The sequence below is a fragment of the Mucilaginibacter phyllosphaerae genome (genome assembly GCF_004378255.1).
Taxonomy (GTDB): domain Bacteria; phylum Bacteroidota; class Bacteroidia; order Sphingobacteriales; family Sphingobacteriaceae; genus Mucilaginibacter; species Mucilaginibacter phyllosphaerae.
In genome coordinates this window covers 225,710-248,398 of the sequence record NZ_SNQG01000004.1, presented here as the reverse complement: position 1 = coordinate 248,398, position 22,689 = coordinate 225,710, and the positions used below count along the sequence as shown (strand labels likewise).

The following is a 22,689-nucleotide window of genomic DNA, read 5'->3' as shown; positions in this document are numbered from 1 at the left end:
TTTAGGGAAAGCTAATGCTTGCCTATTTGACCCTGGTACGGGTAAGACTTTGTTCGAGGAATTTATCCAAATCCGAACGGCGGTAGCGAACCGATTTGCCAATTTTAATTGGATTCAAATTGTGGCGTTTGGTGCAATCCCAAACGGCTAACGTGCCGGGGGCGAAATTAATGTATCGAGCTGCTTCTTTTCTATCTAACAATGGATCATGGTTGGTTTTTTCTGTCATTCATTACCTTTCATTATGGATTAGTTATAGGATATAATGCCTATAGCTAGATCATATAAGGAATATATTCACAGAAAGCAAGATGATTAACGTTTCGTTAACGAGAAATAACAACCATTAACGCCTAAGAAAAACCGTTTAAAAAATAGTTTTTGTAAGAAAAGAAACCCAAGTAATGGACTTGTTGTAATTCAGCAGATTCTCACTGTGCATTACCATTAAGGCTAATTAATTAATAAAAATTAATAATGAGAGTGGAACTAGGGTGGAACTTACAATTTAACAATGAATAAGCTCGTTGAAATAGCTAATTAAATGCTTGAAATAATGGTGCTGTTGAGCAGGATTGAACTGCCGACCTCTCCCTTACCAATCGGTACAGGCCCACATTATGCATTATTAATAGTTATTATCAGATACAATTAATTCGTTGAATTAACATCAGTTTATGATATATATGTGTTTACTCACTTTTTTAAAGATTAATGGCCGTGGTGGAACCAGGGTGGAACCAATATGGAGGATTTAATGGATATGACAACAGTATCATTTACCAAAGATGTGTTGGATAAATTGGAGCCAACAAACAAAAGGTATTCAATTGCTGACACTAAAATCCCGTACCTAAAATTATTTGTTTATGAAAGTGGCGCAAAATCTTTCGTTTTAACTCGCAAGGTTAAGGGTCGCTCTCAAAAGATTAAGATTGGAAATTATGATACTTTAAAAATAGAACAAGCAAGAAAAAAAGCAAAAGACCTAAATGCCCTAATTGATTTAGGAGGCAATCCACATCAAGACCGTATTGATGAACGTCAATCAATAACCTTCAAAGAATTATATGAGCATTATTATAGCCAACATGCCCTTAGATTTACGAAACACCCGCGCAGTAACAGAAAAATAATGGAATTCCATGTCCTTCCAAGTTTAGGACATGAAAAAGCATCGGCTATCACATCCAAGCAGATGCGTGATCTTCACAGCCGAATTGGAGAGAAGGTTAGCAAGTATTCAAAAAATAACGAAAACAAGAAAAGTCATGGTAATGCCAACAGAGTACTTTCTGTTGTAAACGCTGTTTTTAATTTTGGCATTAAAGAAGAACTGATAGATTGTAAAAATCCGTGTTTTGGGCTTAAAAAATACAAGTCGAATTCTAGAGATCGGTTTTTAAGCCCAGCTGAATTGATAAAATTCTTTGAAGCATTAAACCATGAAAATCAGTTATTTTCCGATCTCTTTAAAATACTGTTATTCACAGGTGCTAGAAAGACTAACGTGCTTTCAATGAAATGGACCGATATCGATTTGGATTTAAAACGCTGGCGAATTCCTGAATCGCAGACAAAAAATAAGGATGTAAATATTGTTGTTTTACCAGATTTGGCAATCGCTATCCTTAAAGTACGATATATATTGAATGAAAAAGCTGATCTGAAATCGCAATTTGTTTTCCCAGGGGAAGGTAAACATGGATATCTAAACGATCCCAAAAAATCCTTTTACCGAATTAAAAAATTTATGGGGGTGGATGATATTACAATCCACGACCTTAGAAGAACAATGGCTAGCTACATGGCAATAAGTGGCGCAAGTTTGCCTATGATTGGTAAAGCATTAAACCACAAAAGCCAAGTATCAACGGCTATATATGCAAGATTATCACAAGCCCCCGTTTTAGATGCTGTCAACGTAGCTACGTCGTTAATGAACAATGGTTATCGTTGATTACTCGACTTGTGTAATGATCTGAACGAGCAATGTCACAATATATTCAATTAAAAAAAATAAAGCCCCCTAACACTCGCTGCTCGGGGGCTTCAACCTAAACCTTATCACAATGTAAATGCGAGGCACTTACAAGACGGTAAATATAATAGATTATATTATTCTCTTTTTGTACAATAGAAGATACGCACATTGATAATACTTGGAGTATCTAACAGCGGTTCTTCATTTCGCAAAATCATGTGTTTATCGTCCAGGCTTAACACTTCAAAAGAAAACGGCCCAGTATTGCCGCCAGTGCAATTGATGCGTTTGGCCGCTCTATCGTATGTGTAAAGATATTGATATGGCGTACCGTTAACATCAATGTCCCTATAATCAAGCTTTCCGTTACCCATAAAATTAAATCGGTCATATGTATTGGCAAATGACGTAATTTTGGTTTCCAGCGTGAGTTTAGTGCCTTTATAGTGCCTTGTATGCAAGGTGTCGCTTATCCACGAACCTTGAAGTTTTTCAATGTCTGGCTTTTCGTTATTGCCTGACTTTGTACATGCAAAGGCAAAACATATAGCAAGCAAGGCTAAAATTATCGTTATCTGTTTCATAGGATAGTTTATTTATCAATCTGAATGGCTTTACAGGTGTACTGATCGTCACAAGGAACCTCAATTGTTCCCTTGAATGTTCTGTTTTCAGAGGTAGCGGTATAGGAATATTTTTTACCAAACAAAAGTTGTGCAACCGCATGTTTGCTATAGTTGGCATTCGCTTTATTGCAAGCATCCGGCGCGGTCGCTTCGAAGACAGTAAGCTGGTTATTGTCCAGTGACGAGTGGGATTTATCGTTGCCTTGCTCGTCGTAAATTTTAACGGTATAAGGCCCGCCGCTATAATCCTTGGAAACCCAGAACATAAATTGACCCGCAACGCCAATGCCGCCAATTACGCATGTTCCTTCTTGGTCTTTGTTCGGTTCTTTTTTACATGAGATAATGGCAACAGCAATTGTCGCGACAAAGGAAATGGCCGCGCAGAAAAGGTAGAACTTTTTCATTTTTATGGATTTGTTTATAGGAATTAAGTTATAGTTGTCGTCAGTTTTAATAGAAATCAGTGCCGCCAGCCTTGCGGATGGCAACATAAAGTCGTTGGGTAAAATCTTTTACCTTGCCGCCGCCAATCGGTATGCGATGGACAGGCTTTTTAAAATCATCCACAGAAATTTCGACAACCCCTGTTAGTTCTCGAATGGACGCCGCAACACCCCGCCCACCTGATTCCGTTACCGTCGAAATGCCGGTAACTTTTTTGACATCATAGGTATATTTATTGATTTTAATGGTGCCTGCCTTGAAATCAACACGGACGCCAGCTTGCTCAAAGTAGTCGTCATTAGCCGTCATTTTTGTGCTGGTGAAATGTTTTATTATTCCCCAGATGATAATGCCGAATAAGGCAATAAAAACGATTGTAAAGAAAAAATCCATTTTGTTAGTGTTATTGGAGATTCTGATAAACGAGACCACCTGATTCCGGGGCAAGCTGACCACCAATTCCGGGGCAAACTGACCAGGGGATTCCGGGACAAACTGACCACCCTCAACGTGTAGCAAATGCTGTAGAAGCAACCATCTTTCGGAGGCAACATATACCTCCAAACATGGCCAATTCGACGATCAGCATGAGTAAGATTAGAAAGATTTTAAGGATGTACAGCCAGCAGCGGCCCATAATGACCATCGCTGCCCAGACTGATTCATCCCGGAATACCGTAAAGAAGTACCTGGCAGCCTTTAAAGCCAGCAGCTTTACCTTTGAAGAGATCGATGCCCTTAACGATAAGGAACTCGAAGATCTCTTCGGCAAAAGCAAAGAACACCCGCCTACCAGCCGTATGCAGTCCATGCAGCGCTGTTTTCCCCAAGTTGATAAAGAACTCAAACGCACCGGTGTCAACCGGTATATGCTATGGGAATCCTACCGCAAAGAGTTCCCTGACGGCTACCAGTACAGCCAATTCTGCTTTTATTACAACCAATGGAAAGCCAGGGTAAACCCGACCATGCACATGGATCACAAAGCCGGTGATAAGCTTTATGTGGACTTTGCAGGCGAAAAGCTAAGCTATACAGACAAAGATACCGGTGAAGTTATTGCAGTAGAGGTCTTTGTGGCTATCCTCGGAGCCAGTCAGCTTACTTATGTAGAGGCGGTTCCGAGCCAGCAAAAGGAAGACTTTATAGCGGCCTGCGAGAATACGCTGCACTTTATCGGCGGCGTTCCCGCCGCCATTGTACCGGATAACCTGAAGGCAGCCGTAACCAAAAGCAGCCGCTATGAACCTACTTTGAACGAAACGTTTGAGGATTTTGCAGACCATTACGGCACCACCATACTACCAGCGCGGGCGTACCGCCCGCGTGATAAAGCACTGGTAGAAGGTGCCGTTAAGATCATCTATACCAAGATCTACGCGCCTATCAACCGGGTTACCTATCATTCTTTAAAAGAGCTGAATACGGGTATATGGGAAGCATTGGAAACCCATAACAGCCAGTTGCTTAAAGGGCGCAACTACAGCCGCAGGCTACAGTTTGAAGAGATCGAACGGCACACCCTAATGCCGCTGCCTGTCCTGCTTTATCAGTTCAAAAAGCACTTCTACGCTAAGGTTATCAAGAACGGCCACGTCAATCTCGGCCCGGATAAACATTATTACAGCGTGCCTTAAGCCCTGGATATTGCCGTTGACATCATAGCCGCTGATCGCTTCGCTGAAGCCGCCCGAATTTTTGTTATATAATGTACCTGTGGGCGTCCGCTCCGAATAATCCGCCGTTTTGTAGCGATTAAACTCGTCGTAGGTGTATTTAAAGCTGCGTTCGTAGCTGTTGGTGCTTGTAGTGATCTTATTCATCCACCGCCGATAGCCTGCCGCTGTAATAAGCGGTATTGCCCAGGTTGCTGTCTGCCTGGTCATACAGCATCTGCATCCCGAAAAGGTCGTTATTGTCATCATTCGTGTATGCTATATCTTTGTTAAGCTATAAGATTAACACTTTTTAGGTCTAAGTTACGCTATGCTAAACTTAGACCAGTTGGGGGGATGCCTTAGAAGTATCTTTGGATTATTTGGCTGGCGGTAGCGATAAGGCCGCTTTTGATAAGCAAACCTTATAGCTTATTGATGAGATTGAGGAACTGGAACCATCTACTAAAGATAAGCTCATATTCCTGGCTAATGCCATTATAAGGGATGCTAAAACAGGTAAGGCTTACGCTCACTAAATAGAAAAAGCCCGGCTTGCGGCCGGGCTGGTTGTGTGCTAAAAGACTAATATTTATTGATTAATCACAAACAACTTACTTCCCTTTATCATAAGTTATGAGTAAGTTATTTAATCGCTCAATTTCTTCTGCTTTACTGACAGCTAAATGAACTTCATCGACACGATTGAGTAACAATTCATATTCTTGTGGATTATTTATTTTTCCTTTCTTTAGGACTTTTTCAATTGATTTTAAACGAGCTTTCTCAAAAATGTCAAGATCGATACCAAGCTTAGCTTTAAAAAAAGATTTTAACTCCAGTGCCATTGACGAAGGCATATGTCGAATGACCTGATCATCTATATCATTACTTGCAGCTCTAAGGGGTTTAATTTTCCCTTCTTGATAGGCGCTTTCCAGTAATCTATTTGATTCTGTGTAAGCACCTACTAGTTCCTTTGGAATAGCGCCTCTTTCAAGCATAAATTGATTAAACAAAATACACTTATCACGCAATTTTTTTAATTCTGTAACTTCCATCTTATTTATTTCACGTATGGCCCGAACATTAAACTTGAAGCTCCCATATATAATGGCCGATTCGGATTATATTGCCATATAGGATTAATACTATTACCTAATTGCGAACTTCCTATCCCGCCATAAGCATTTACAGCATCTTGTTCGCGACCCCTTATCGCATAATACCCTAAAGGATAGCCTTGTGCAACTCTATCAAGTTGTGGATTTCCAAATCCCAAAGCTCTCATATTTTGTTTATAAAGTAACCTATTATTAATAAAAAGAATGGTAAAAAATAAGATGTCATAATGTAAGCGACACACAGCTTTCCATTGTAGTTGACGGTGTACTTTTTAAATAACAGTTCATAACGCTTTTTTCTAAAAATTAAGAAATAATTTATCAATACACAAGGTCCTAGAAACAATATGAAAAAGCTTAAAAAAGAATTCAATTTTAATTCTGGGAAAAAATCGAATTTCAAATGGTAAAAATTTGTTCTAAACACGTTTCTTTCAAGAATTGCTATGATTAGCATAAAATTTACAGCCATAGCCATAGATATAAAGATCATTGCATAGAACTTCCACATATTTTTATTCGCCGGAATGGACTTTAATTTTCGCAATCCATCTACCCATATTTTGTAGTATAAGTTCATAATTATTTAATTTTCTTTATGCGTTGCATCATATATTAACGTTCCTACGCTGTATACTAATATTCCCGCGCCAATCGTCCAACCTACTGGATTTGAAATTAAGCCAAATGCAGCTAATCCTGTTGCTCCTAAACCGATGGCCCCAACTCCTGCATCAACTACATCACGATGAGAAAATACTTCGTTCACTCCGCCTTTTTGATATTGACCATAAACTTGGTAACTAGAATAGCCCGTTGTAACCACAGACCCCGCAATACCAAGACCTTTTGTGATACCTAAGTATTTTACGATTCCTCGTGAGCTCGTTGCACGCAATACATCAGCCGCCTCAACAGCTGTTATCCTTATATTTCTGCTTGCTGCTACGCCACCTTCAATTAACATCGTTTTCATGTCAAGAAAAGGGCTTATAGTATTGATGACATCGTTCGTTTTACCAAAACCGCTAGTTCCTCCCTGATTGGCATTGATATCTACATCATTTTGAATTAATAACATTATCCCTTCTGCCTCGCTTAAATCTTTCCAGTCAGTATGGGCTAAGCCGTTAATATCAATTAACTGAATTTGTAGTTGACTGTAGGTGTCATAAAACTTGCCATTTTTACCTGTTGCATCAGGCATATATTTACCATCCACATAAAATAAATGTTCACGACCGTTTCCGGCCCATGCGCCGCTTGTACTTCCATCAGAATTTACATGGTACACATTTGAAGCATAACCATCGAAAACAGCATCATTCATGTCAAATAGGGCTGACGCAAACCATGATCCTCCATTTGAACCTTCCGCGTACATGGAATAAACATAAGGATTATCATGCTGATAGGAAATCTGAGAGCCTGCCCTTGCCGAATTACCCATCGGGTCGTTCATCATCACGGGGTTGTTGTTGGCATACTGGTAAACGCTCATGCTTTCGGTCAACTCTGCCATCGGGTCTGACGCTACAAAGCGGGCTATCGCCGCATCGTAATTTCGGTAAAATGTCTGCTGGTAGTCCGGCTGGTTATTATAATCATTTTGCCATTCGCTGCCGCCGTTGTACAAGTTTTTGTTTGGTGCACTTGGCGTAGCTACCGGGCTGTTTGCCATTATCTGCCCTGTGGCATAGTAACTGTTCTCCTGCTTTACCACTGCCGTACCCGGTGTGGCCGTGCTTTCCTCAAAGCTTAGACGGGCGTTACCCTGCTGATCATTAATAAGGTATTCGGGCTTCAAAGAACTGCCGGTGTTGTTTACCCTCCCTTCCGGCATCGGGAAAAAACTTATCGTGCTGCCAATATACACAAAGCCATCCACATAATCGGTAGTGACCACCGGGTTGGTATTATCATACTGCTGCTTGCGGATCACGCTGCCTGCCGCATCATACGTATAATCAATATGCCTGTTGGTGCCCGCTGTAATGGTGATCACGTTAGTTTTGTTCAGGTCGTTGTAGGTTAGCGTCAGCCCTTTAAACGGGTCGGTGGTTAGGTTACCATTCGTATCATACAGATAGTTGCCACTCGTGCTGCCGGGTACTACACCCGTAAGGTTGCGGAAGCCTGCACCTGTGTAGTTGGTACCTGTGCCGTCTGTTACCGATTTCAGCTTATTGGGGTTATCGCTGTAATACACATATGTCAGGTTATCGATCTGGATATCGCTTGTGGTACCCTGCGTAGAACTCCTTCGTGTTAAGCCCTGGATATTGCCGTTGACATCATAACCGCTGATCGCTTCGCTGAAGCCGCCCGAATTTTTGTTATATAATGTGCCTCCCGGCGCCCGCTCTGCATAGGCGGCCGTTTTATAACGGTTAAACTCATCATAACCGTATTTATAGCTGCGCTCGTAGCTGTTGGTAGTTGTGGTGATCTTATTCATCCATTTTATCGCCGATAGCCTGCCGCTGTAATAAGCGGTATTGCCCAGGTTGCTGTCTGCCTGGTCATACAGCATCTGCATCCCGAAAAGGTCGTTATTGTCATCATTCGTGTAAGTAGTACCGTTGCCCCAATCCAGTTGGATCTTGCTGTTGTTCATACTGATCAGTTGGCCCCTGATGTTGTAACGGTAATCTACCGACTGCAAATAGCTGTTGCCGCCATCGGTGCTGTGCAGCTTTTTGTCTATCAGTTGCCCCAATTCGTTATAAATATAGGCCGCAATGCGGATAGCCGTTGCCCCGTTGTAACTTTGATCTACCGTTTGCAGGCGGTTCATCGGGTCATAACCCATCGTGGTCAGTACGGTTGTACTTACCGAGTTAACTACCTTGGTCACCTTCGTTTGTTTAGCCAAACCAAATGCATCGAATACATTGGTTTTGATATCGCTTACTGCTGCCGTAAGCTGGTTATTACTTTTCAGCTGGATAGCCTTCCCCTTTTTATCGTAAAATATATAGCTAACCAGCCAATTACCGGCAGCGAAACCATTACCCAGCGTGGTTTTACGCGTCATGGTCAGTATTCCGCGGGTAGGTGCCGTAGTTGGTGTGCTTTCTCCGGCCAATCCCTGCGTCGAATAGCTGTAATCATCCATACCTGATAAGTCCATATCATAATAATCATAATAATTATAACTTAACGGTTTAATTCCTGCCAACGGGAATGTACTGTTGCTATAATAACCTGTAGACTGGTTGGTGTTACGTATTTCGTACCACGAGGTATTGTAGGTGGTGTTGCTGTTTACCGCGTTCTGCATCGCAGCTGCGCCGTATTGGTTAGGATCTGTGTATATGCCCTGGCTTATGGGGTGGTCTTTAACATCGTATTTAATATAATACCATTTGTAACTTACGGCCATTTGCGCGTTCTGTACCAATACGGGCCGGTTCAATGGGTCGTAAATGGTATTGATGGTACCGCTGCCAGGTACCGTTTTCTGTATCACCCGCCCATGGTTATCGTACACATATTTAAATATCAGGTTATTTACTCCTGTTTGTGTAAGGCTGTAATTACCCGCTGATACCATCAACTCCAGAGCCTTTGGCGGGATAATCATACTTACCTGCCCGGCATTATTATAAATGTAATAAGTATCCTGGCAGGTATTTGCTGCGGCGGCATACTCCCGTTTCAATACCAGGTGCCCGGCAAAATCTGTAAACGTTGCTGCCTTAACACCGTCTTCATTCGTAGCTGTTTTAACATTTAATAAGGTGGCCGTGTAGTTGCCGATGTTGATACCGGCAGTACTCCACATAATGATGTTACCATCGCTACTGTTATTAGACCGGTTATCGAATATAGCGTTGTGGCCGCCAATTTCATAACCATTCCCTATGCTCCCCGCACTCAACAGCTGCTGCAAAGGGTCATCGCTGTATAATACCTGCGAATAAGGTTTTGTATCGTCGGCAATTTTATCGGCCAGGCCATTGTTATAAAAAGCAGCTTGCTCTAACGTTAGCGCATTGGGCCTGTAAGCCCCGCTGCCGTTTGTACCCACATAAGGCAAGTATTTTGTGGTTTGCTGCCCCAGGTTGTTATAAGCATAAGGCTGTATGATATCATACCCCATTGGGCTGCCTTTAATGGCTACCGTCTGGATAGTTTGCCCCAGGCCGTCGTAATAGCTGCGGGTAGTTTGCTTTTCGCCTAAAGGCATTGTTGTGATTTGCGCATCGGTATAACTGCCCGGGTTTTTAATCACATCCTTCTGCATAAAACCTATGGTTTGCGCAGTTGCGTTATATATTGTATTTACAAATAAAAGGGTGCTGTAAAGTATAAAAGCGTTTAGCTTTTTTATTCTTATTTTCATTACAAGAGTAAGGTTTAGTTAATTTGCAGGTTGACAATCGGTTTTATATACATTGAAATATAAAGAGCTGGCCGTTGTCAGGTCGTAAATATTATACACATATGTGTTGGTATTCTTAATACCATCATATGGCTTGCAATTTGCAGACGATCCTACCATGATGCTGCCGTAGCCCAGGTCCGTAGATAAATTATACTGCGTACCGCCTAATAGCTCAACTGTAATATTATAGGTGCCTGTAGGTAATTGATAACCATTAAGTACAGAACCAGACACGGTAATCACCGGGCTTGTACCATTATTGTTAATGAACTTCACATTGGTAATATTACCATTCCCTGTGGTAAAGTTGTTGTAACCTAAGGTTACATAAGTTGGCGGAGGCGGAGCAGAGGTAACTACAATTGTTTTGGTGACCGTTTCAATACCTAATGTAAGCGATGTACGGGTTAGCGTAACAGTATAACTGCCATTATTGGCATAGGTATGCGTTGCAGAAGGATTTGACGTTGTAAAATCACCAGTGCCGTCACCAAAGTTCCATTTATAGCCAGACCCAACTGCGGTGCATGAATTATAACCGGCATCTGAAAAAATAATAGGTACAGTGGAGTAAGCAGAACCATTGTAAGTAATAGCAGCAGGCGCGACATTTTGCAGATCTGCAGGTGTAATAAAGGTATTTTTTTGCAGCAGGTTTTTGTCCTGATCATACGAGTAAGTAACCCTTCCAAAATTGTCATACACGTTATAGGCAGAGATACCGTTGGTATTGGTTTGGGCGATCAGGTTAAAATAGTCATTATCATAATTATAAGTGTTAACCTCAGATTGCTCGGGATAAAAGATCAGGTCATCAACCATTATAGCAACATTACTGGTAAAGCTGATCATAAATGAAGCAGTTACGCCTGCAGCAGGTAGCACAAAGGAATAATACTTCCAATTCCCGGTGCCTGTATAAGTTTTTGTTGTATTGGAAATACCGGAAAGCGCAAAAGTAAGCGTGTTAGAACCCGACGGGGCTTTGATCCATGCAGAAAATATATAAGCCCTTGCCTGTGTATTCTTAGTGATTTGACGCGAAAATGAAGCGCCGGCCGCCATACTTGCAGCATTGCCGCTATGACTATCATTTGTAACGTAACTAACCGAGCCGCTGGATGTAAAATAAGGCGTAAGCGCGGCATCAAAGTCCATAAATGCAATTTCATCATACGCAGCATTTGTAAATGTAGCCTCCGGTTTACCGGCCAGATGGTTGGTGATCACCGTAGAAGTATGCTTGTGTGCATCATCTGTGGTAACGATATTACCATAGTCGTCATATCTATTATAATTGGTGACCGGTATATACCCCGAATAATATGAAGGTATGCCAGAGGTGATCTGATAAGGTGTAAAAGAAGCATCGCCATCTGCAGAGAAAAACTTAAGCGACTGCAACGGCATATAAGTTTTACCATTAACAATTGTAAATTCACCAAACCGCATAAGCGATGCCGAAATGGTTTTGGCAGCACCGCCTGTGGTAACCTGCTGATAGCTTTCTACGGGTGCATTAATATTTCTGGCTTGCAGGCTGCTCAGGGCCATCACATCTGCATTACTACTGCCAACCGTTGTAAAATCTTTTATATACTTTATGTTATTTGTCAACACACTGCCATCACTATTGGTCGTGGTTTGCTTTACAAGTTTGTGGTGTGTGTTACTATAAAAACTCGTTGAAACTACGGATTGACCGCTTGAACTACCTGGCGAATCAAATACCTTATCTGTTATCGTAGTAACTAATTCCCCGGTAGAGGTGTATATGGCGTATTTACTGTACCCCTTAATAGTAAGGCTGCCATTGATATTGTCATCTATACTTAAAGCGGGTATAATAACAGGTGCTGCCGTACGCTGATAAGTAAAGGACTTTTCACTGACTTTAAGCTGGCTCTCATTATAAGTTGCAGCCGTTAGCGGTAATCCTCTTTCAAAGTCGTAATTAATATTTGGTGCGAACGGATAAGAGCCGGTCATGTTCTTTACCGGGCCATAATTAGAGGCGCAGTTTGTCCGAGCGGCATAATTTATAGTTGGGCTCCATTCTGCACCGCAGGACGCACATGCCGGGGCGGATGTATTATCCCAGTTCATAGCGGGCAGGTAATAATTATTTACAATATATCCGGCACCCGTCTGGCTTTGCGTAACGGTACCATACATAATGGTATGATCTTCGGACGAAAGATCGTTCTCAGACCGTATGGTACTATAATTCCAATAGTCGTTACCGGTTGCTGAACCTGAATAAGGCGTAGTAAATGCATACTGTGGAAGAGATACAGGCTTGCCGCTTGTTTTACTGTTAGCTACAAAAGGGCTGGATGCATAATTAAAGTTTCTAACGATAACTGTTGAGGCATTAACTGCATCATCGGTAATACTTTTTACCCTTACCCCGCCGCCAATCACCTCCGTGTTTGAGGGAACATCCAGGTAACTGTTCGGTTCGTATTGTATTGTTGTATTTCCGCCTGTTGCATAATAAACTTTGTTCAATGAGCCATAGATCACATTCGTAGCATGTGCAGACCGGTTGGTGCCGCTTAATGCATTTGTATAATCTGCACCGACAGCGGATGATACATTGATCGCATATCTTGCATAATTATTATTTGACGGATTAACAATCAGTGCCGGTTTTAAATCGGCACTGATACCGTTATAATATCCCCAGTAGTCTATTTTAGTTGATGTAGAATCTCCCAGTGCTGTTGTATATGTCTGGTATGCATCATTTGAAAACGTTTCGCCTGCGTAACCAAATTTGTAATTAATCGGAGAACTACACCCCCCTATGAAAAAATTTCTTAAAAAGTACCTTTTATACGCAGTTGCCTGAAAAGCAACAGAACTGTACGTAAAATTAAAAGTCCGTGCGCCCCTCTTTATTGAATTGATTATCATCTGCCCCGTATTGCTCCAAAGCCAGCTAAATTTTAAAATGGGTGCTATGTCATCATTATACTGCTCCGAAATTTTATCTATCGTTTGGGATGTTACTGTTTGTTTTATACTATATTGAGGAATAGTTATTGTATTACCGCCAGAAGCACCCATGTATAAAACGATGGGATCGGTGCTATTTCTGACTTCACCTGTTGTGTACGTTATTGAAACACCGTTATTATTAACATCTAAAACAGATGTCAGGTGCCAGTTATTATTAAAACTAATACCATTAATAAACTGATCGTATGTAGTTTTATAATATTTCACAGTTGCATTAGACGCTAATACTGTTTTCATATCCACCTTTTCGGGATTAGAAAAAGTGTATTTAATGCCCTTATCATTCAAAATAGTAAAAGCTGTTAACGCCCCTGAAGTAGGGTTAAAAGTAGGGGTAATAACAAGGTCTTCGTAATTGATCGACCGGAAGCCAGGTGTACTCATGCTTTGATCCCACACCAACTGGCATGATAAACCAGGTGCACTGACATAAAAAATATCAGGTTCGGTATCGGAAGTATTGGGGAAATTATTGTTTAGATAGGTGATATCCGTTGTTTCATTCGAACAGGTTGTATTTGTATTGGCAGGTGTAAAAGCACTTATCTTGCTTTGATTGGTGTTGTAGATCCATCCCAGTCTGTCAAAATTTGATTTGTCTTTTTTGCAATCATCCGGCAAACCACGAAGTTGCCTGGTTACCTGTCCGCCGGTTTGTACCTGCCAACCCATACCGGCGTTGCCCTCTACATCCTTAGGTTTAACACCACCTCCTACATAGACCAGGTTCACGGGTATAATAACGGAGCCACGCTGCACTGCATCTATCGGAATGACAATTTGAGAAGAACCTGTAAGTGTATTTACATCTACAACGCTTTTTTGAGCTTTTGCCTGATGACAAAGCACAATGCTGATTGCAATCAGCAATATCTGCTTGATTTTCATGAAAGGAAATAAGTGTTAAATTAAAAGGGGAATTCAGGAATAGAACCGATAAGAAAATGGTTAGTGACTATTCAAATTCAATGTGGAGATATAGCATTTTAATGTTGATAATAGTTGAGGTATTTTCTGCTAAAATAATATTTTTCAATGAAATATTTAAATAATAATTTGAGAACTATGTTTACAAACAGATTAGCTTCATTGCTTAATCATCTTATACTTTGCAATATCCGCAATCGCTCCATTGCTTGCAACTCATAATACTTAGGAATGAAGCTGTGATAAAGGCTGCATTGCGGGTCTTTGCCATCGATACGGTAAACCGGACACCCGCTGGTACAAACCGAGCGATAGCGGCATGTTTTGCAATCATCTGATTTATGATCTTCGTGATGTTCGCCGCCTGCGATCATATCTACCAGGTCTAATTCTTCGTTGAAGATTGTATGTGGTGAATCTCTTTTTTCGCCGAACTGTACATGGCAGTATTTAAAGCTGCCATCCACATAGATCGCACCGCCGGAAAAACCGGATGCACAGGTCTGGAAACCCAATTCATTCGGTTTAAGATCACAGAACTGAAAACGTTTAGAAAATTGCCAGCCGCTTGCTATCGCTTCCTGCATGATGGTATAGGATGCTGAAAGATACTCATCCAATAATTCGGCATGGATCTTTTCGCCCCTAACGATGGAGTAACGGAAAGGAATATCCAGGGCAATCAGGTAGCGGGTTAAATCGGGCAAGCCTGTCAGGTTCAAATTGCTTACTACCGTATTTACAGACACGGGGACTCCCTCTTCGATCAGCTTGCGCAAATTGTCATCAACAATTCCAAACGAACCGCAGCCGGAACGAAAACTGCGCGTGACATCGTGGGTGGCTTCCACACCGTCCAGCGATACGCCAAACCCAATCTCGTACTCTTTTGAGAATGAAATAATCTCATCATTTAACAATGTTAGATTGGTAACAAACCCCGCATCAAACCTGCACCCGGCATCGGCCAACGCTTTCCTGGCTTCTGGGATAAATAATTTCCAAACATGGAACTGGCCCAGCGGTTCACCTCCTGCCAATCGCAACCGGATATGCCGGATACCTTTTGATTTTACTGCTTCCAGTAATTTATATCGCAATTGTTGCCGAACCGCCTCCGTCATACCTTTGCCCGTGTTTAAGGTCGAAATATAACAGTAACTACATCCCAGGTTACAGGCATTGGTCGTATGGATCCAGAAGTTCAAAGATTTCGGCCTGTCGGGTTTCTGCAGGACGCTGAAATGATGGTCAAAAGCGATCAGCTCTGTTTTGTGCAACAGCCTCAAAAACTTTTCCAGCGTATCGTTATCAATATTCAGTTGTTCCGCTATCGTTAGTATATCATCAACGCCATTTACAGCCCGTAATATTTCGTATTGGCGAGTGTTCAACAGCCGGAATGAATTTGGAAAGGAACAGTTTACTGCATAGGCAAAACCATCCGTTACCGGATTAAGGAGCAGTTCTGGCGACCTGTACGGTATCAGGGTGTTCATAGTTTAAGAAAACAATTGATTATCGATTCGATCTAAAATGTCATCAACAGGGGGCTCTGTTTCAAACCGGTTGCCGCAATCTCCATAAATCATGGAATTTTCTGCGGGGCTACCTGAAAGGTAAATGGAACTAATTGTTGCAAGATCGTCAAAAAGAATGTCGTTGTGGTTTGTTGTCAGCATGGCTTGTGTTTTTAATTGTTTCTATTTATTTTAGTTGTTTGTATTTATTTTGATTGTTTCTGTTCTTCTTCCTGTTTATTTATTCGGGTCATCAATGTATGAACTGAACTTCGGTGCCATTTTCCGACATGTCGAAAAGTGGGTATGCTTTTTTTGTTTAATTCATTGCAGACGGCGCGTTCGGTAATGATCCCACGATTTTTAAACCGTTGTATCACCGGTGACATTTTACGGGCAAAATCTTCTGCTGCCTGTCTATTGGCAACCGATAAGAACATCTTGCCATTTTTACCCAATTCAACACCGCGGCTTCTTGCAGCCTTTAATGCTTCTTTGGTCGTTTCGCTGATGCGCTGGCGCTGGTCTTCGGCAACTGCTGCCAGAATGTGAATGGTAAACAGATTAGCATAGGGATTGTCCACGACCTTAACCTCGATTTTTGACCGGGGGTTAAATATCCTGGCGATCTGTTCTACGTCCCGGCCCAGCCTGTCAAGGCGGGCAACGACCAGGCTTGCTTTGTTTTGTTTGCACAGGTCAAGCGCATCGAATAAACCGGCTCGGTATTTCCGGGTGGACCTTACTTCTGTCACCTCGTTCAACAATTGATAGTCATTGGCTTTGCAATAATGTTCAACGGCGCTTTGCTGCGCCTCCAGCCCTAAGCCGCTTCTGCCCTGCCTGCCTGTTGATACCCGATAATAGGCTATTGCCTGCTTCATAGACTTTCTCTTTTCGCTCACTATTAAACCATCAACTATATTTGAGTAAAAATTGGTTAAAAATCACTTAACAGGATTTTTGAAACCATTGTAGATCAATCGTTTTGAAATTTTTCTAATGCGGAAAAACCGGGCTTTTTACTTATAGGTTGAGGATGGTTTGCTCATAAGCAAATCGCAATGATCTTTTTTATTTTTACGGTGGCAATAATGGATCTCGCACTTTCCTTTGCAATGTCTTTTTTTGCCCTTCTGGCAACATTTTATCAGGCGCATCTGCAACGCGTCCATAACCAGAAATCCGTCAAGCCCCTGCCGCAGATCGATTTAATGGATCGTGACGGTGTGCTATTTGTCCATGTACAGAATAACGGGGTCGGCCCGATGATCGTTGACAGATTGGTATTTACCAGAGGCGGGAAACACTATTATCGAATACAGGACTGCTTGGATATTGATCCCAAAAGTTATTATCATGTGGAAGTAACAGATACGAACAAAAAAGTGCTCATTCCCGGCGGGTTTTTGCAAGTATTTTCTGAACCCCTTGATCCGCAGGGTAATCAGGGAACGATCGCTTTATTTCAAAAGCAGCTTGCCGCATTGCACCTGAAAGTTGAAGGACATGATATTTACAACAATAGAATTTCTGTTGAAAAAAGTCTGAGCTGGTTCGCCAGGCATCTTTAGGCAAATGGCGCCAGTATAAGAGTGAGTTAGAATGCTAACTATGGTTCTTTAATTACGTTCCAAAATTTTTATGAACTAGGTGATAAATAAAAGGAGCTTTTAAAGAAGGATAGCCGTGCTAATTAATTTGAGTTAGTATTCGAAATTATTGTGTATTGTCTTTTTTACTTAAATCTACAAAGTTAAAATTGAGTGATAACGCAAACTAATGCTCCAAACTTGACTTACTTGAGCAATCTAAAATATTTCTTCTCAACAGTGCAAACCGTGTCTTGGCATTTGTGAAATGTCCAGCGGCGGTATTGTCGGAACTGTTGTTGATCCTCGCTTGATATTTGTAACGGCCCTAAAGGCCAATGCCTGCGCTATTATTCTTGCACACAATCACCCATGCGGTAATCTAACGCCAAGCATGGGAGATAAGAAAATGACGAACCGTTTGATGGATGCGGGAAAGCTGCTAAATATTGAGGTGCTGGATCATATCATCGTAACGAGTGGCGGCTATTATTCTTTCGCCGAGCAAATGGCTTACGAAAAGGTGCAGCATGGTAAAAGCTTTTACTTAGAAGCCTTACAACCGTTTTGATTTTGCCATGAAAAGAAAAAATAGTTTTATAATATAATATTCAATAGCTTTAGTCATCTAAACAATTAAAACTTATTACTATGGCATTCATGAAATCTTCTGGAAAGGCACTCGCAAGGCTGTTGGGTAAATTAGAGACTGAAGAGTTTTATTTTAATCAACTTAGTGGCTATGCAGTAAGCAAATTTGTTATAAATCCCGCTGGAAATAAAGCTACCGCTTGGTTTAAAGGACATGTTTTACATCGAAACGTACAAATCGGAGAGTTATATCACTGCCCTGATGGACATGAGTATATCCATACGAACGGTAAAACATATCTTTATGACCCTTCAACCGATAATTTTTATCATGCGACAGTATAATGGGTGATTCATTTATAAAGAAAGCCATCAAGGACTTCAAGGAAGGTTTTGATGAAGAAAGAGAAAAAGAAAATCCAAACAAAGATAAATCATCTAAGGATCAAATCACTGAAGGTACCGCCACTGGCATAACCGAAACTTTTGCAAATCCATTTTCATGGCTCAAAGCGCTTTGGAAGTAGTTGAGTTTTTAAAATCTCCTCATTTTGGCCAGCTTTATTGTTAATTGATAAAGCTGGCTTTAGATTCAGAATCCAACAACACTATCCAGTGCGGCATCCTCATTTTCATGTATAAAATTAGCCTGATAGCCCATTGTTGTTGTAATCGAAGTGTGACGATAAAACTTTTGCAGCATTTTGGGGTCGATTTTACCGCCTGATATATTGCCAAAGCTATGCCGCGCTATGTGCATGGTTACCGCTTTGGTAACTTTTGCTTCTTCAAGTACCTTTTGCAATTGCTCGTTATTTTTACGGATGCGAGTTTTTATGCGGGTCTGTACCTGTATTTCGTCGTTTAAATCCGGCAGAGTCTCCAAGTCAGGAAACACCAGATCATGTACAGGGTTATCCCGACGATATTGTTCGATGATCGGCAACGCCTTATCCGGTATTTTCATGGAGTCGGCTTTGGCGTTCTTACCCATCTTATAATACAAACGGCCGTCCTGCATATCAGACCACTTCAAACGCAGCACATCCGATATACGCATACCCGCAAAATAAAATGAGAACAGCCACAAATTACGGGCATGGTTGGGATGGTCGCCTACCTTGGCGATTTCTATTGCTTTAACATCAGCAATACTCAAACCGATCTTAAGCGATTCAGGGAATTTGATTTTGATTTTACCCTTGCCAAACGGGTAATGTTTACGGTCAACAAGATTATTTTCTATGGCTTGATTATAAATGGTACGGATAACCACAAGGTGGTTAACGATAGTACGTTCGCTAATATTTTTACGGGTGCCTTTAAGATAGGCCTGAAAGCGTTTAAGAAACGGTACATCAATCTCGGAGAAGTTAATGTCCGAACCACCAAGAAACTCTTTAACACGCTCTACGCGCGGCGTGTCGGCTGATAACTGGTTACCTTTGCCATTACTCTTTAAACGCAAAAGATAAAGGGAGGCTTGCTTAAGGAATGTCCCTTGTTTTGTAGCGGTAATCGATTTTGTGATATTACGCGATGATGTATCTGTATTATTGGTTTGCAGTTCAATATACTTATCGTTTGCTTCGGCCAGTTTCTTGGACAGCATATTGTTTAATCGTGCAGAATTAGGATGGGATTTTTTTATCCTTTGAGCTTTGGCATCCCAATCTTTTTCATCCAGCGAATGCCCTAAAGAAATAATAGAGGTTTTCCGTTCTTTAATAATCCTTATAACGAGTGGATATTTTTCGTCTGCGGTAACTTTTTTACGCAGAATAATTTTTATTGATGATGCCACGGCCTTGTTGTTTTGATACTCAAATATACGAAATTTGGGTACAACATAGGTACAACAAATGATGTTTTTTTATGATTTTATATGGTTTTTACTGAAAGAAAAAATGCTGTTTTATAGGTAAATTTTGTCATTTTAAACCATTTTACGCCAATCAAAGCAGGACTTAAAATCCTGTTCCCGTTAAAGGAGTGCGGGTTCGATTCCCGCTCTGAGTACTTGAAAATGAAGCGATTAGGTGAAAGACACTAATCGCTTTTTTATTTTCATCACGACATTAAATGTTTATTCAACAATGTCACTTAAAAAGATCCGTTTTAAGTGTTGTATCATATGCTTTTCATAAAAATCAATAAATGTGCTTTATACTGCTTTATATTTATAATACATCCTCCCAGAGCCATATTCCTGGTTGAAGGATCCCAAAATTAGGATTTGACGGATTACTTTTGTCTACCACGATTAACCAACCGTAGCACGGCGCAAAAAAAGAGATGATGCAGGGATTTTTAGTGCCGGATCCATACAGCCTGAAGAGTTCTTTTAATACAGCCAACTACTGTTGTTGGAACATTATACCTACACTATAGGCATAATGTTCCAAGCCACCCAAATCTTTACAATGTTAATCTAATCAAACACAGATCTTTCTTGCAAGTTTATTTTGCTAACAGGTCTGGATACATCATTTTATAATAATCCCTGATGGTTTGAACTTTGGTATCTGCGCTGTTTTCCATACGGGTTCCTTTTTTAACAAAAATAAAATTGGTACTAAAGAAACTACTGTTATCCTTATTTTTTGAGATACCCTGATAAGTAAAGATCCAAGCATTGAGTTTAGGAATATCCAAAAAAAAAGATTCCCCATTTCCTTTTGTGTCGCTTTGTTGGTAGGTCGGGTAGATTTTTTTTAAATAGTTGATAATGGCTCTTGTTTCTTTCTGATTAACGGAGCTGTAATTAAATCCCAAAAAAATGTTTTTATCTTTTGCACTAACGAATATTGAAAGGTTACTATAATCAGCCAGATTGGCGTTGGGATAAGCATAAGTACTAAGCCTTACGTCTCCAATTGCATATCCATCAATTTTATTAGTATTGAGGCATGTAAGGCCGAAATTAGGGTCCTCTTCTTTATTTAACGCTTTGTCCTGAAGCACAAAGCCTGAGAGATCCGAATCAACTTTAAGGGAAAGGAGATCTGTTGTAGTCTGCGACTTACAAGATAGAATAATCATACCCATCAGTATCAAAAAGGAAAGTTTCATGTTCTAATTTAATTAATTCAAATCGAGAATAGTAGGTAAACTAAAAAAGAAAGTAGATCCTATTTTAGCAGCTCTTTACACTAATATCTTGCCTTTGTATATTTACTGGTCTCCAAACAGAGATACAAGCCAAAACCGAAACCCGTAGATGGTGATAACGGTTATAATTTAACAAAAATTAACTACTGTACCGGCCTTTATACACGCGTATCAGTCTTTCCAATCGGCTTTTACTGATGTTAAAGTCGCTGATATCAATATGGGTAATACCGCCGGGATGCTGGAAACTGAAAGTGAATTTGACACCTCTTTTACCTTGATCCGCCCTGGTTACTTTTTCATTAAAGATCAGATCCCAGTTCAGCAACCCCGTCGGTTCGGTGAAAAGCCCCTGGTTATTTAGCACCAGCTCTGGCTGTTTTTTTAGCATCCGTTGAACGGACCTAATGATAAAGTAAAGCGGAGCAGTGGCAATCACCGCGCCCACTATTTTTAAACTCGTTTTGCCGTCATTCTTTACGGCAAAATATTCGATGACCGAACCAATAGCGACAAAAAGTAATGCAAAAAGAACATTTATTGTAAGATGCAATTTTGAGTAGAAAACTTCTGTCGTCGAAGGTATATCCGGGTCATCTATGAAGCCGCTCCGAAAGTTAAAACGTTCCTGTAATTTAAGCCATTGTTCTCTTTCGTCAGCCGACTGGATCTGCAATTTGTCCATTACCGTACCAAAAGCGGGACAAAGATGTGCTTCTGTTGCCATGATCTTCAATTCGTGTACGTCATCTACGTTGTCAAAAGCCCACAACTTCCAGCGGGTAGTTCTTTTACTCCAGAATAGATACGGCAGGTAAAAAAACACGACAAAGCAAAATACGGTAATCCCTGTGCAAATAAGCCAAATGTTAGCGGTGAACGGAGGCCCTTCAAAAACCCCTATTAGGATCAGTGTGATCGCAAAAAGAAAGAAAAACAGGCCGATGGCCATTACAACGCGCGGTAGCAGTAACATTTTGCGTCCTTTTGTGATGGCTTCATCAACGGATATCAAGCTTGTTTTTTGATAGGTAGTCATTTTTAATGCAGTTATAACTATTTTTTATAAAAGGAGTTTGGTGTGATCACTTATTGCTGCCTTTAAAGCAAACTTTGAACAATAATCACGATTTCTGTTTCTGAGCGGCTGTTCTTGAAATTATTCCAGGTAGAATGGTAGACTACAGTCGGTATTTTATACATGTGCGGGAAAGCCGACCAACATATCATCTGCTGTTTGAAAACGAAGTTAAAGCCTTAAAAACAAGAACACCCCTTAGTTTTACTAAGAGGTGCTTTGTGCGCCCACCTGGGCTCGAACCAGGGACCAAAAGATTATGAGTCTTCTACTCTAACCAACTGAGCTATAGGCGCGGAAAATACTTATATTTTCGAGGCGCAATATTACGTAATTACAAGCAATTAACAAAAGCTAAAATCGAAATATTTTTTTCAATAATTCCTAATCCGGGCATTGTTTAGTTACGTAAGTTATATTAAAACGCAGGTTTAACTTTTAAGCTGCTGTGTATGAGTAATACTGCACAAAAGCTATTATTTAAAATAACACAGATAAGTATCTGCAACTATATATACATTACGGCTTTAAAATGTTAAAATTAAAGTATTACCCTCTACAACATACTTCATACGAAAAGCATTGTGTTTTAACGGTAAGCTATATATTTGCGCTTTGAA

The 22,689-nt window shown here is 40.7% G+C and carries 21 protein-coding genes and 1 tRNA gene; 6 read left to right on the top strand and 16 right to left on the bottom strand.

The genetic code is table 11. The features are described 5' to 3' along the window. Positions 1-22 precede the first annotated feature (22 nt). On the bottom strand, positions 23-229 hold the full coding sequence (locus E2R65_RS12235; protein ID WP_134336762.1) for a helix-turn-helix domain-containing protein: 207 nt from the start codon (positions 227-229) through the stop codon (positions 23-25). A gap of 516 nt (positions 230-745) precedes the next feature. On the opposite strand from E2R65_RS12235, the gene E2R65_RS12230 reads away from it, so the two are divergent. Beyond that, positions 746-1,960: a tyrosine-type recombinase/integrase gene (locus tag E2R65_RS12230; RefSeq protein WP_134336761.1), complete on the top strand. Its 1,215-nt coding sequence runs from the start codon at positions 746-748 to the stop codon at positions 1,958-1,960. Between the two features lie 158 nt (positions 1,961-2,118). On the opposite strand, the gene E2R65_RS12225 is transcribed toward E2R65_RS12230, so the two are convergent. The 3 genes from E2R65_RS12225 to E2R65_RS12215 are packed head-to-tail and all read right to left on the bottom strand — an operon-like array spanning position 2,119 to position 3,450. Continuing rightward, complete coding sequence (locus E2R65_RS12225; protein WP_134336760.1) at positions 2,119-2,568, bottom strand: hypothetical protein; 450 nt, start codon at positions 2,566-2,568, stop codon at positions 2,119-2,121. 8 nt (positions 2,569-2,576) lie between these two features. Next, positions 2,577-3,017 carry a hypothetical protein gene (locus E2R65_RS12220; RefSeq protein WP_134336759.1) on the bottom strand — a complete coding sequence of 147 codons (441 nt, stop codon included), beginning with the start codon at positions 3,015-3,017 and terminating at the stop codon, positions 2,577-2,579. Positions 3,018-3,063: 46 nt separating this feature from the next. Further along, positions 3,064-3,450, bottom strand: coding sequence for a hypothetical protein (locus E2R65_RS12215; RefSeq protein ID WP_134336758.1), 387 nt, complete (start codon positions 3,448-3,450; stop codon positions 3,064-3,066). Between the two features lie 194 nt (positions 3,451-3,644). Between E2R65_RS12215 and istA the strand changes: the two genes are divergently transcribed. After that, positions 3,645-4,694 carry an IS21 family transposase gene (istA, locus tag E2R65_RS12210; protein WP_229704616.1) on the top strand — a complete coding sequence of 350 codons (1,050 nt, stop codon included), beginning with the start codon at positions 3,645-3,647 and terminating at the stop codon, positions 4,692-4,694. Here the strand turns inward: istA and E2R65_RS12205 are convergent. The 8 genes from E2R65_RS12205 to E2R65_RS12170 all read right to left on the bottom strand — a co-directional run bounded on the left by E2R65_RS12205 (position 4,581) and on the right by E2R65_RS12170 (position 16,581). Then, entirely contained in the window at positions 4,581-4,982 is a 402-nt protein-coding gene (locus E2R65_RS12205) for a hypothetical protein (RefSeq protein WP_134336757.1), read from the bottom strand. The genes istA and E2R65_RS12205 overlap by 114 nt on opposite strands. A 344-nt stretch (positions 4,983-5,326) precedes the next feature. Further along, complete coding sequence (locus E2R65_RS12200) at positions 5,327-5,773, bottom strand: hypothetical protein (protein WP_134336756.1); 447 nt, start codon at positions 5,771-5,773, stop codon at positions 5,327-5,329. Between the two features lie 5 nt (positions 5,774-5,778). Continuing rightward, positions 5,779-6,003: a hypothetical protein gene (locus tag E2R65_RS12195; protein ID WP_134336755.1), complete on the bottom strand. Its 225-nt coding sequence runs from the start codon at positions 6,001-6,003 to the stop codon at positions 5,779-5,781. A gap of 419 nt (positions 6,004-6,422) precedes the next feature. Further along, positions 6,423-10,184 (bottom strand): DUF6443 domain-containing protein, encoded by a 3,762-nt coding sequence (locus tag E2R65_RS12190; RefSeq protein WP_134336754.1) that lies wholly within the window; start codon positions 10,182-10,184, stop codon positions 6,423-6,425. An 18-nt stretch (positions 10,185-10,202) separates the two neighbouring features. Beyond that, the gene (locus tag E2R65_RS12185) at positions 10,203-14,138 is read right to left on the bottom strand and encodes a PKD domain-containing protein (protein ID WP_134336753.1); all 3,936 of its coding nucleotides are present in this window, start codon (positions 14,136-14,138) and stop codon (positions 10,203-10,205) included. Between the two features lie 209 nt (positions 14,139-14,347). Further along, a complete protein-coding gene (locus tag E2R65_RS12180; RefSeq protein ID WP_229704617.1) occupies positions 14,348-15,676 on the bottom strand; it encodes a radical SAM/SPASM domain-containing protein in 1,329 nt (442 codons plus the stop codon). Positions 15,677-15,679: 3 nt separating this feature from the next. After that, positions 15,680-15,859, bottom strand: coding sequence for a hypothetical protein (locus tag E2R65_RS12175; protein WP_134336752.1), 180 nt, complete (start codon positions 15,857-15,859; stop codon positions 15,680-15,682). 44 nt (positions 15,860-15,903) lie between these two features. Beyond that, positions 15,904-16,581: a recombinase family protein gene (locus tag E2R65_RS12170; protein WP_134336751.1), complete on the bottom strand. Its 678-nt coding sequence runs from the start codon at positions 16,579-16,581 to the stop codon at positions 15,904-15,906. A gap of 210 nt (positions 16,582-16,791) precedes the next feature. Here E2R65_RS12170 and E2R65_RS12165 point away from each other — a divergent pair, with 210 nt between their 5' ends. The 4 genes from E2R65_RS12165 (at position 16,792) to E2R65_RS12150 (ending at position 18,407) form a co-directional block, all read left to right on the top strand. Continuing rightward, positions 16,792-17,271, top strand: a complete 480-nt coding sequence (locus E2R65_RS12165) for a hypothetical protein (protein ID WP_134336750.1) — start codon at positions 16,792-16,794, stop codon at positions 17,269-17,271. Between the two features lie 286 nt (positions 17,272-17,557). Continuing rightward, a complete protein-coding gene (locus E2R65_RS12160; RefSeq protein ID WP_134336749.1) occupies positions 17,558-17,860 on the top strand; it encodes a JAB domain-containing protein in 303 nt (100 codons plus the stop codon). 80 nt (positions 17,861-17,940) lie between these two features. Then, positions 17,941-18,225: a hypothetical protein gene (locus tag E2R65_RS12155; protein ID WP_134336748.1), complete on the top strand. Its 285-nt coding sequence runs from the start codon at positions 17,941-17,943 to the stop codon at positions 18,223-18,225. Then, positions 18,225-18,407: a hypothetical protein gene (locus tag E2R65_RS12150; protein WP_134336747.1), complete on the top strand. Its 183-nt coding sequence runs from the start codon at positions 18,225-18,227 to the stop codon at positions 18,405-18,407. The genes E2R65_RS12155 and E2R65_RS12150 overlap by 1 nt, the downstream gene beginning before the upstream one ends. 65 nt (positions 18,408-18,472) lie before the next feature. On the opposite strand, the gene E2R65_RS12145 is transcribed toward E2R65_RS12150, so the two are convergent. From E2R65_RS12145 to E2R65_RS12130, 4 genes are all read right to left on the bottom strand, one after another. After that, positions 18,473-19,684, bottom strand: coding sequence for a site-specific integrase (locus tag E2R65_RS12145; protein WP_134336746.1), 1,212 nt, complete (start codon positions 19,682-19,684; stop codon positions 18,473-18,475). Between the two features lie 656 nt (positions 19,685-20,340). Continuing rightward, a complete protein-coding gene (locus tag E2R65_RS12140) occupies positions 20,341-20,952 on the bottom strand; it encodes a hypothetical protein (protein WP_134336745.1) in 612 nt (203 codons plus the stop codon). 178 nt (positions 20,953-21,130) lie between these two features. Beyond that, the gene (locus E2R65_RS12135; RefSeq protein ID WP_134336744.1) at positions 21,131-22,030 is read right to left on the bottom strand and encodes a hypothetical protein; all 900 of its coding nucleotides are present in this window, start codon (positions 22,028-22,030) and stop codon (positions 21,131-21,133) included. 261 nt (positions 22,031-22,291) lie between these two features. After that, a tRNA-Ile gene (locus E2R65_RS12130) sits at positions 22,292-22,365 on the bottom strand. Between the last annotated feature and the right edge of the window lie 324 nt (positions 22,366-22,689).

Coding starts and splice junctions, on each gene's coding strand:
- E2R65_RS12165 (WP_134336750.1), top strand. CDS start 16,792: ATGGATCTCGCACTTTCCTTTGCAATGTCTTTTTTTGCCCTTCTGGCA.
- E2R65_RS12200 (WP_134336756.1), bottom strand. CDS start 5,773: ATGGAAGTTACAGAATTAAAAAAATTGCGTGATAAGTGTATTTTGTTT.
- E2R65_RS12160 (WP_134336749.1), top strand. CDS start 17,558: ATGTCCAGCGGCGGTATTGTCGGAACTGTTGTTGATCCTCGCTTGATA.
- E2R65_RS12140 (WP_134336745.1), bottom strand. CDS start 20,952: ATGAAACTTTCCTTTTTGATACTGATGGGTATGATTATTCTATCTTGT.
- E2R65_RS12215 (WP_134336758.1), bottom strand. CDS start 3,450: ATGGATTTTTTCTTTACAATCGTTTTTATTGCCTTATTCGGCATTATC.
- E2R65_RS12150 (WP_134336747.1), top strand. CDS start 18,225: ATGGGTGATTCATTTATAAAGAAAGCCATCAAGGACTTCAAGGAAGGT.
- E2R65_RS12235 (WP_134336762.1), bottom strand. CDS start 229: ATGACAGAAAAAACCAACCATGATCCATTGTTAGATAGAAAAGAAGCA.
- E2R65_RS12170 (WP_134336751.1), bottom strand. CDS start 16,581: ATGAAGCAGGCAATAGCCTATTATCGGGTATCAACAGGCAGGCAGGGC.
- E2R65_RS12180 (WP_229704617.1), bottom strand. CDS start 15,676: ATGAACACCCTGATACCGTACAGGTCGCCAGAACTGCTCCTTAATCCG.
- E2R65_RS12220 (WP_134336759.1), bottom strand. CDS start 3,017: ATGAAAAAGTTCTACCTTTTCTGCGCGGCCATTTCCTTTGTCGCGACA.
- E2R65_RS12135 (WP_134336744.1), bottom strand. CDS start 22,030: ATGACTACCTATCAAAAAACAAGCTTGATATCCGTTGATGAAGCCATC.
- E2R65_RS12225 (WP_134336760.1), bottom strand. CDS start 2,568: ATGAAACAGATAACGATAATTTTAGCCTTGCTTGCTATATGTTTTGCC.
- istA (WP_229704616.1), top strand. CDS start 3,645: ATGAGTAAGATTAGAAAGATTTTAAGGATGTACAGCCAGCAGCGGCCC.
- E2R65_RS12195 (WP_134336755.1), bottom strand. CDS start 6,003: ATGAGAGCTTTGGGATTTGGAAATCCACAACTTGATAGAGTTGCACAA.
- E2R65_RS12155 (WP_134336748.1), top strand. CDS start 17,941: ATGGCATTCATGAAATCTTCTGGAAAGGCACTCGCAAGGCTGTTGGGT.
- E2R65_RS12175 (WP_134336752.1), bottom strand. CDS start 15,859: ATGCTGACAACAAACCACAACGACATTCTTTTTGACGATCTTGCAACA.
- E2R65_RS12205 (WP_134336757.1), bottom strand. CDS start 4,982: ATGATGACAATAACGACCTTTTCGGGATGCAGATGCTGTATGACCAGG.
- E2R65_RS12230 (WP_134336761.1), top strand. CDS start 746: ATGGAGGATTTAATGGATATGACAACAGTATCATTTACCAAAGATGTG.
- E2R65_RS12190 (WP_134336754.1), bottom strand. CDS start 10,184: ATGAAAATAAGAATAAAAAAGCTAAACGCTTTTATACTTTACAGCACC.
- E2R65_RS12185 (WP_134336753.1), bottom strand. CDS start 14,138: ATGAAAATCAAGCAGATATTGCTGATTGCAATCAGCATTGTGCTTTGT.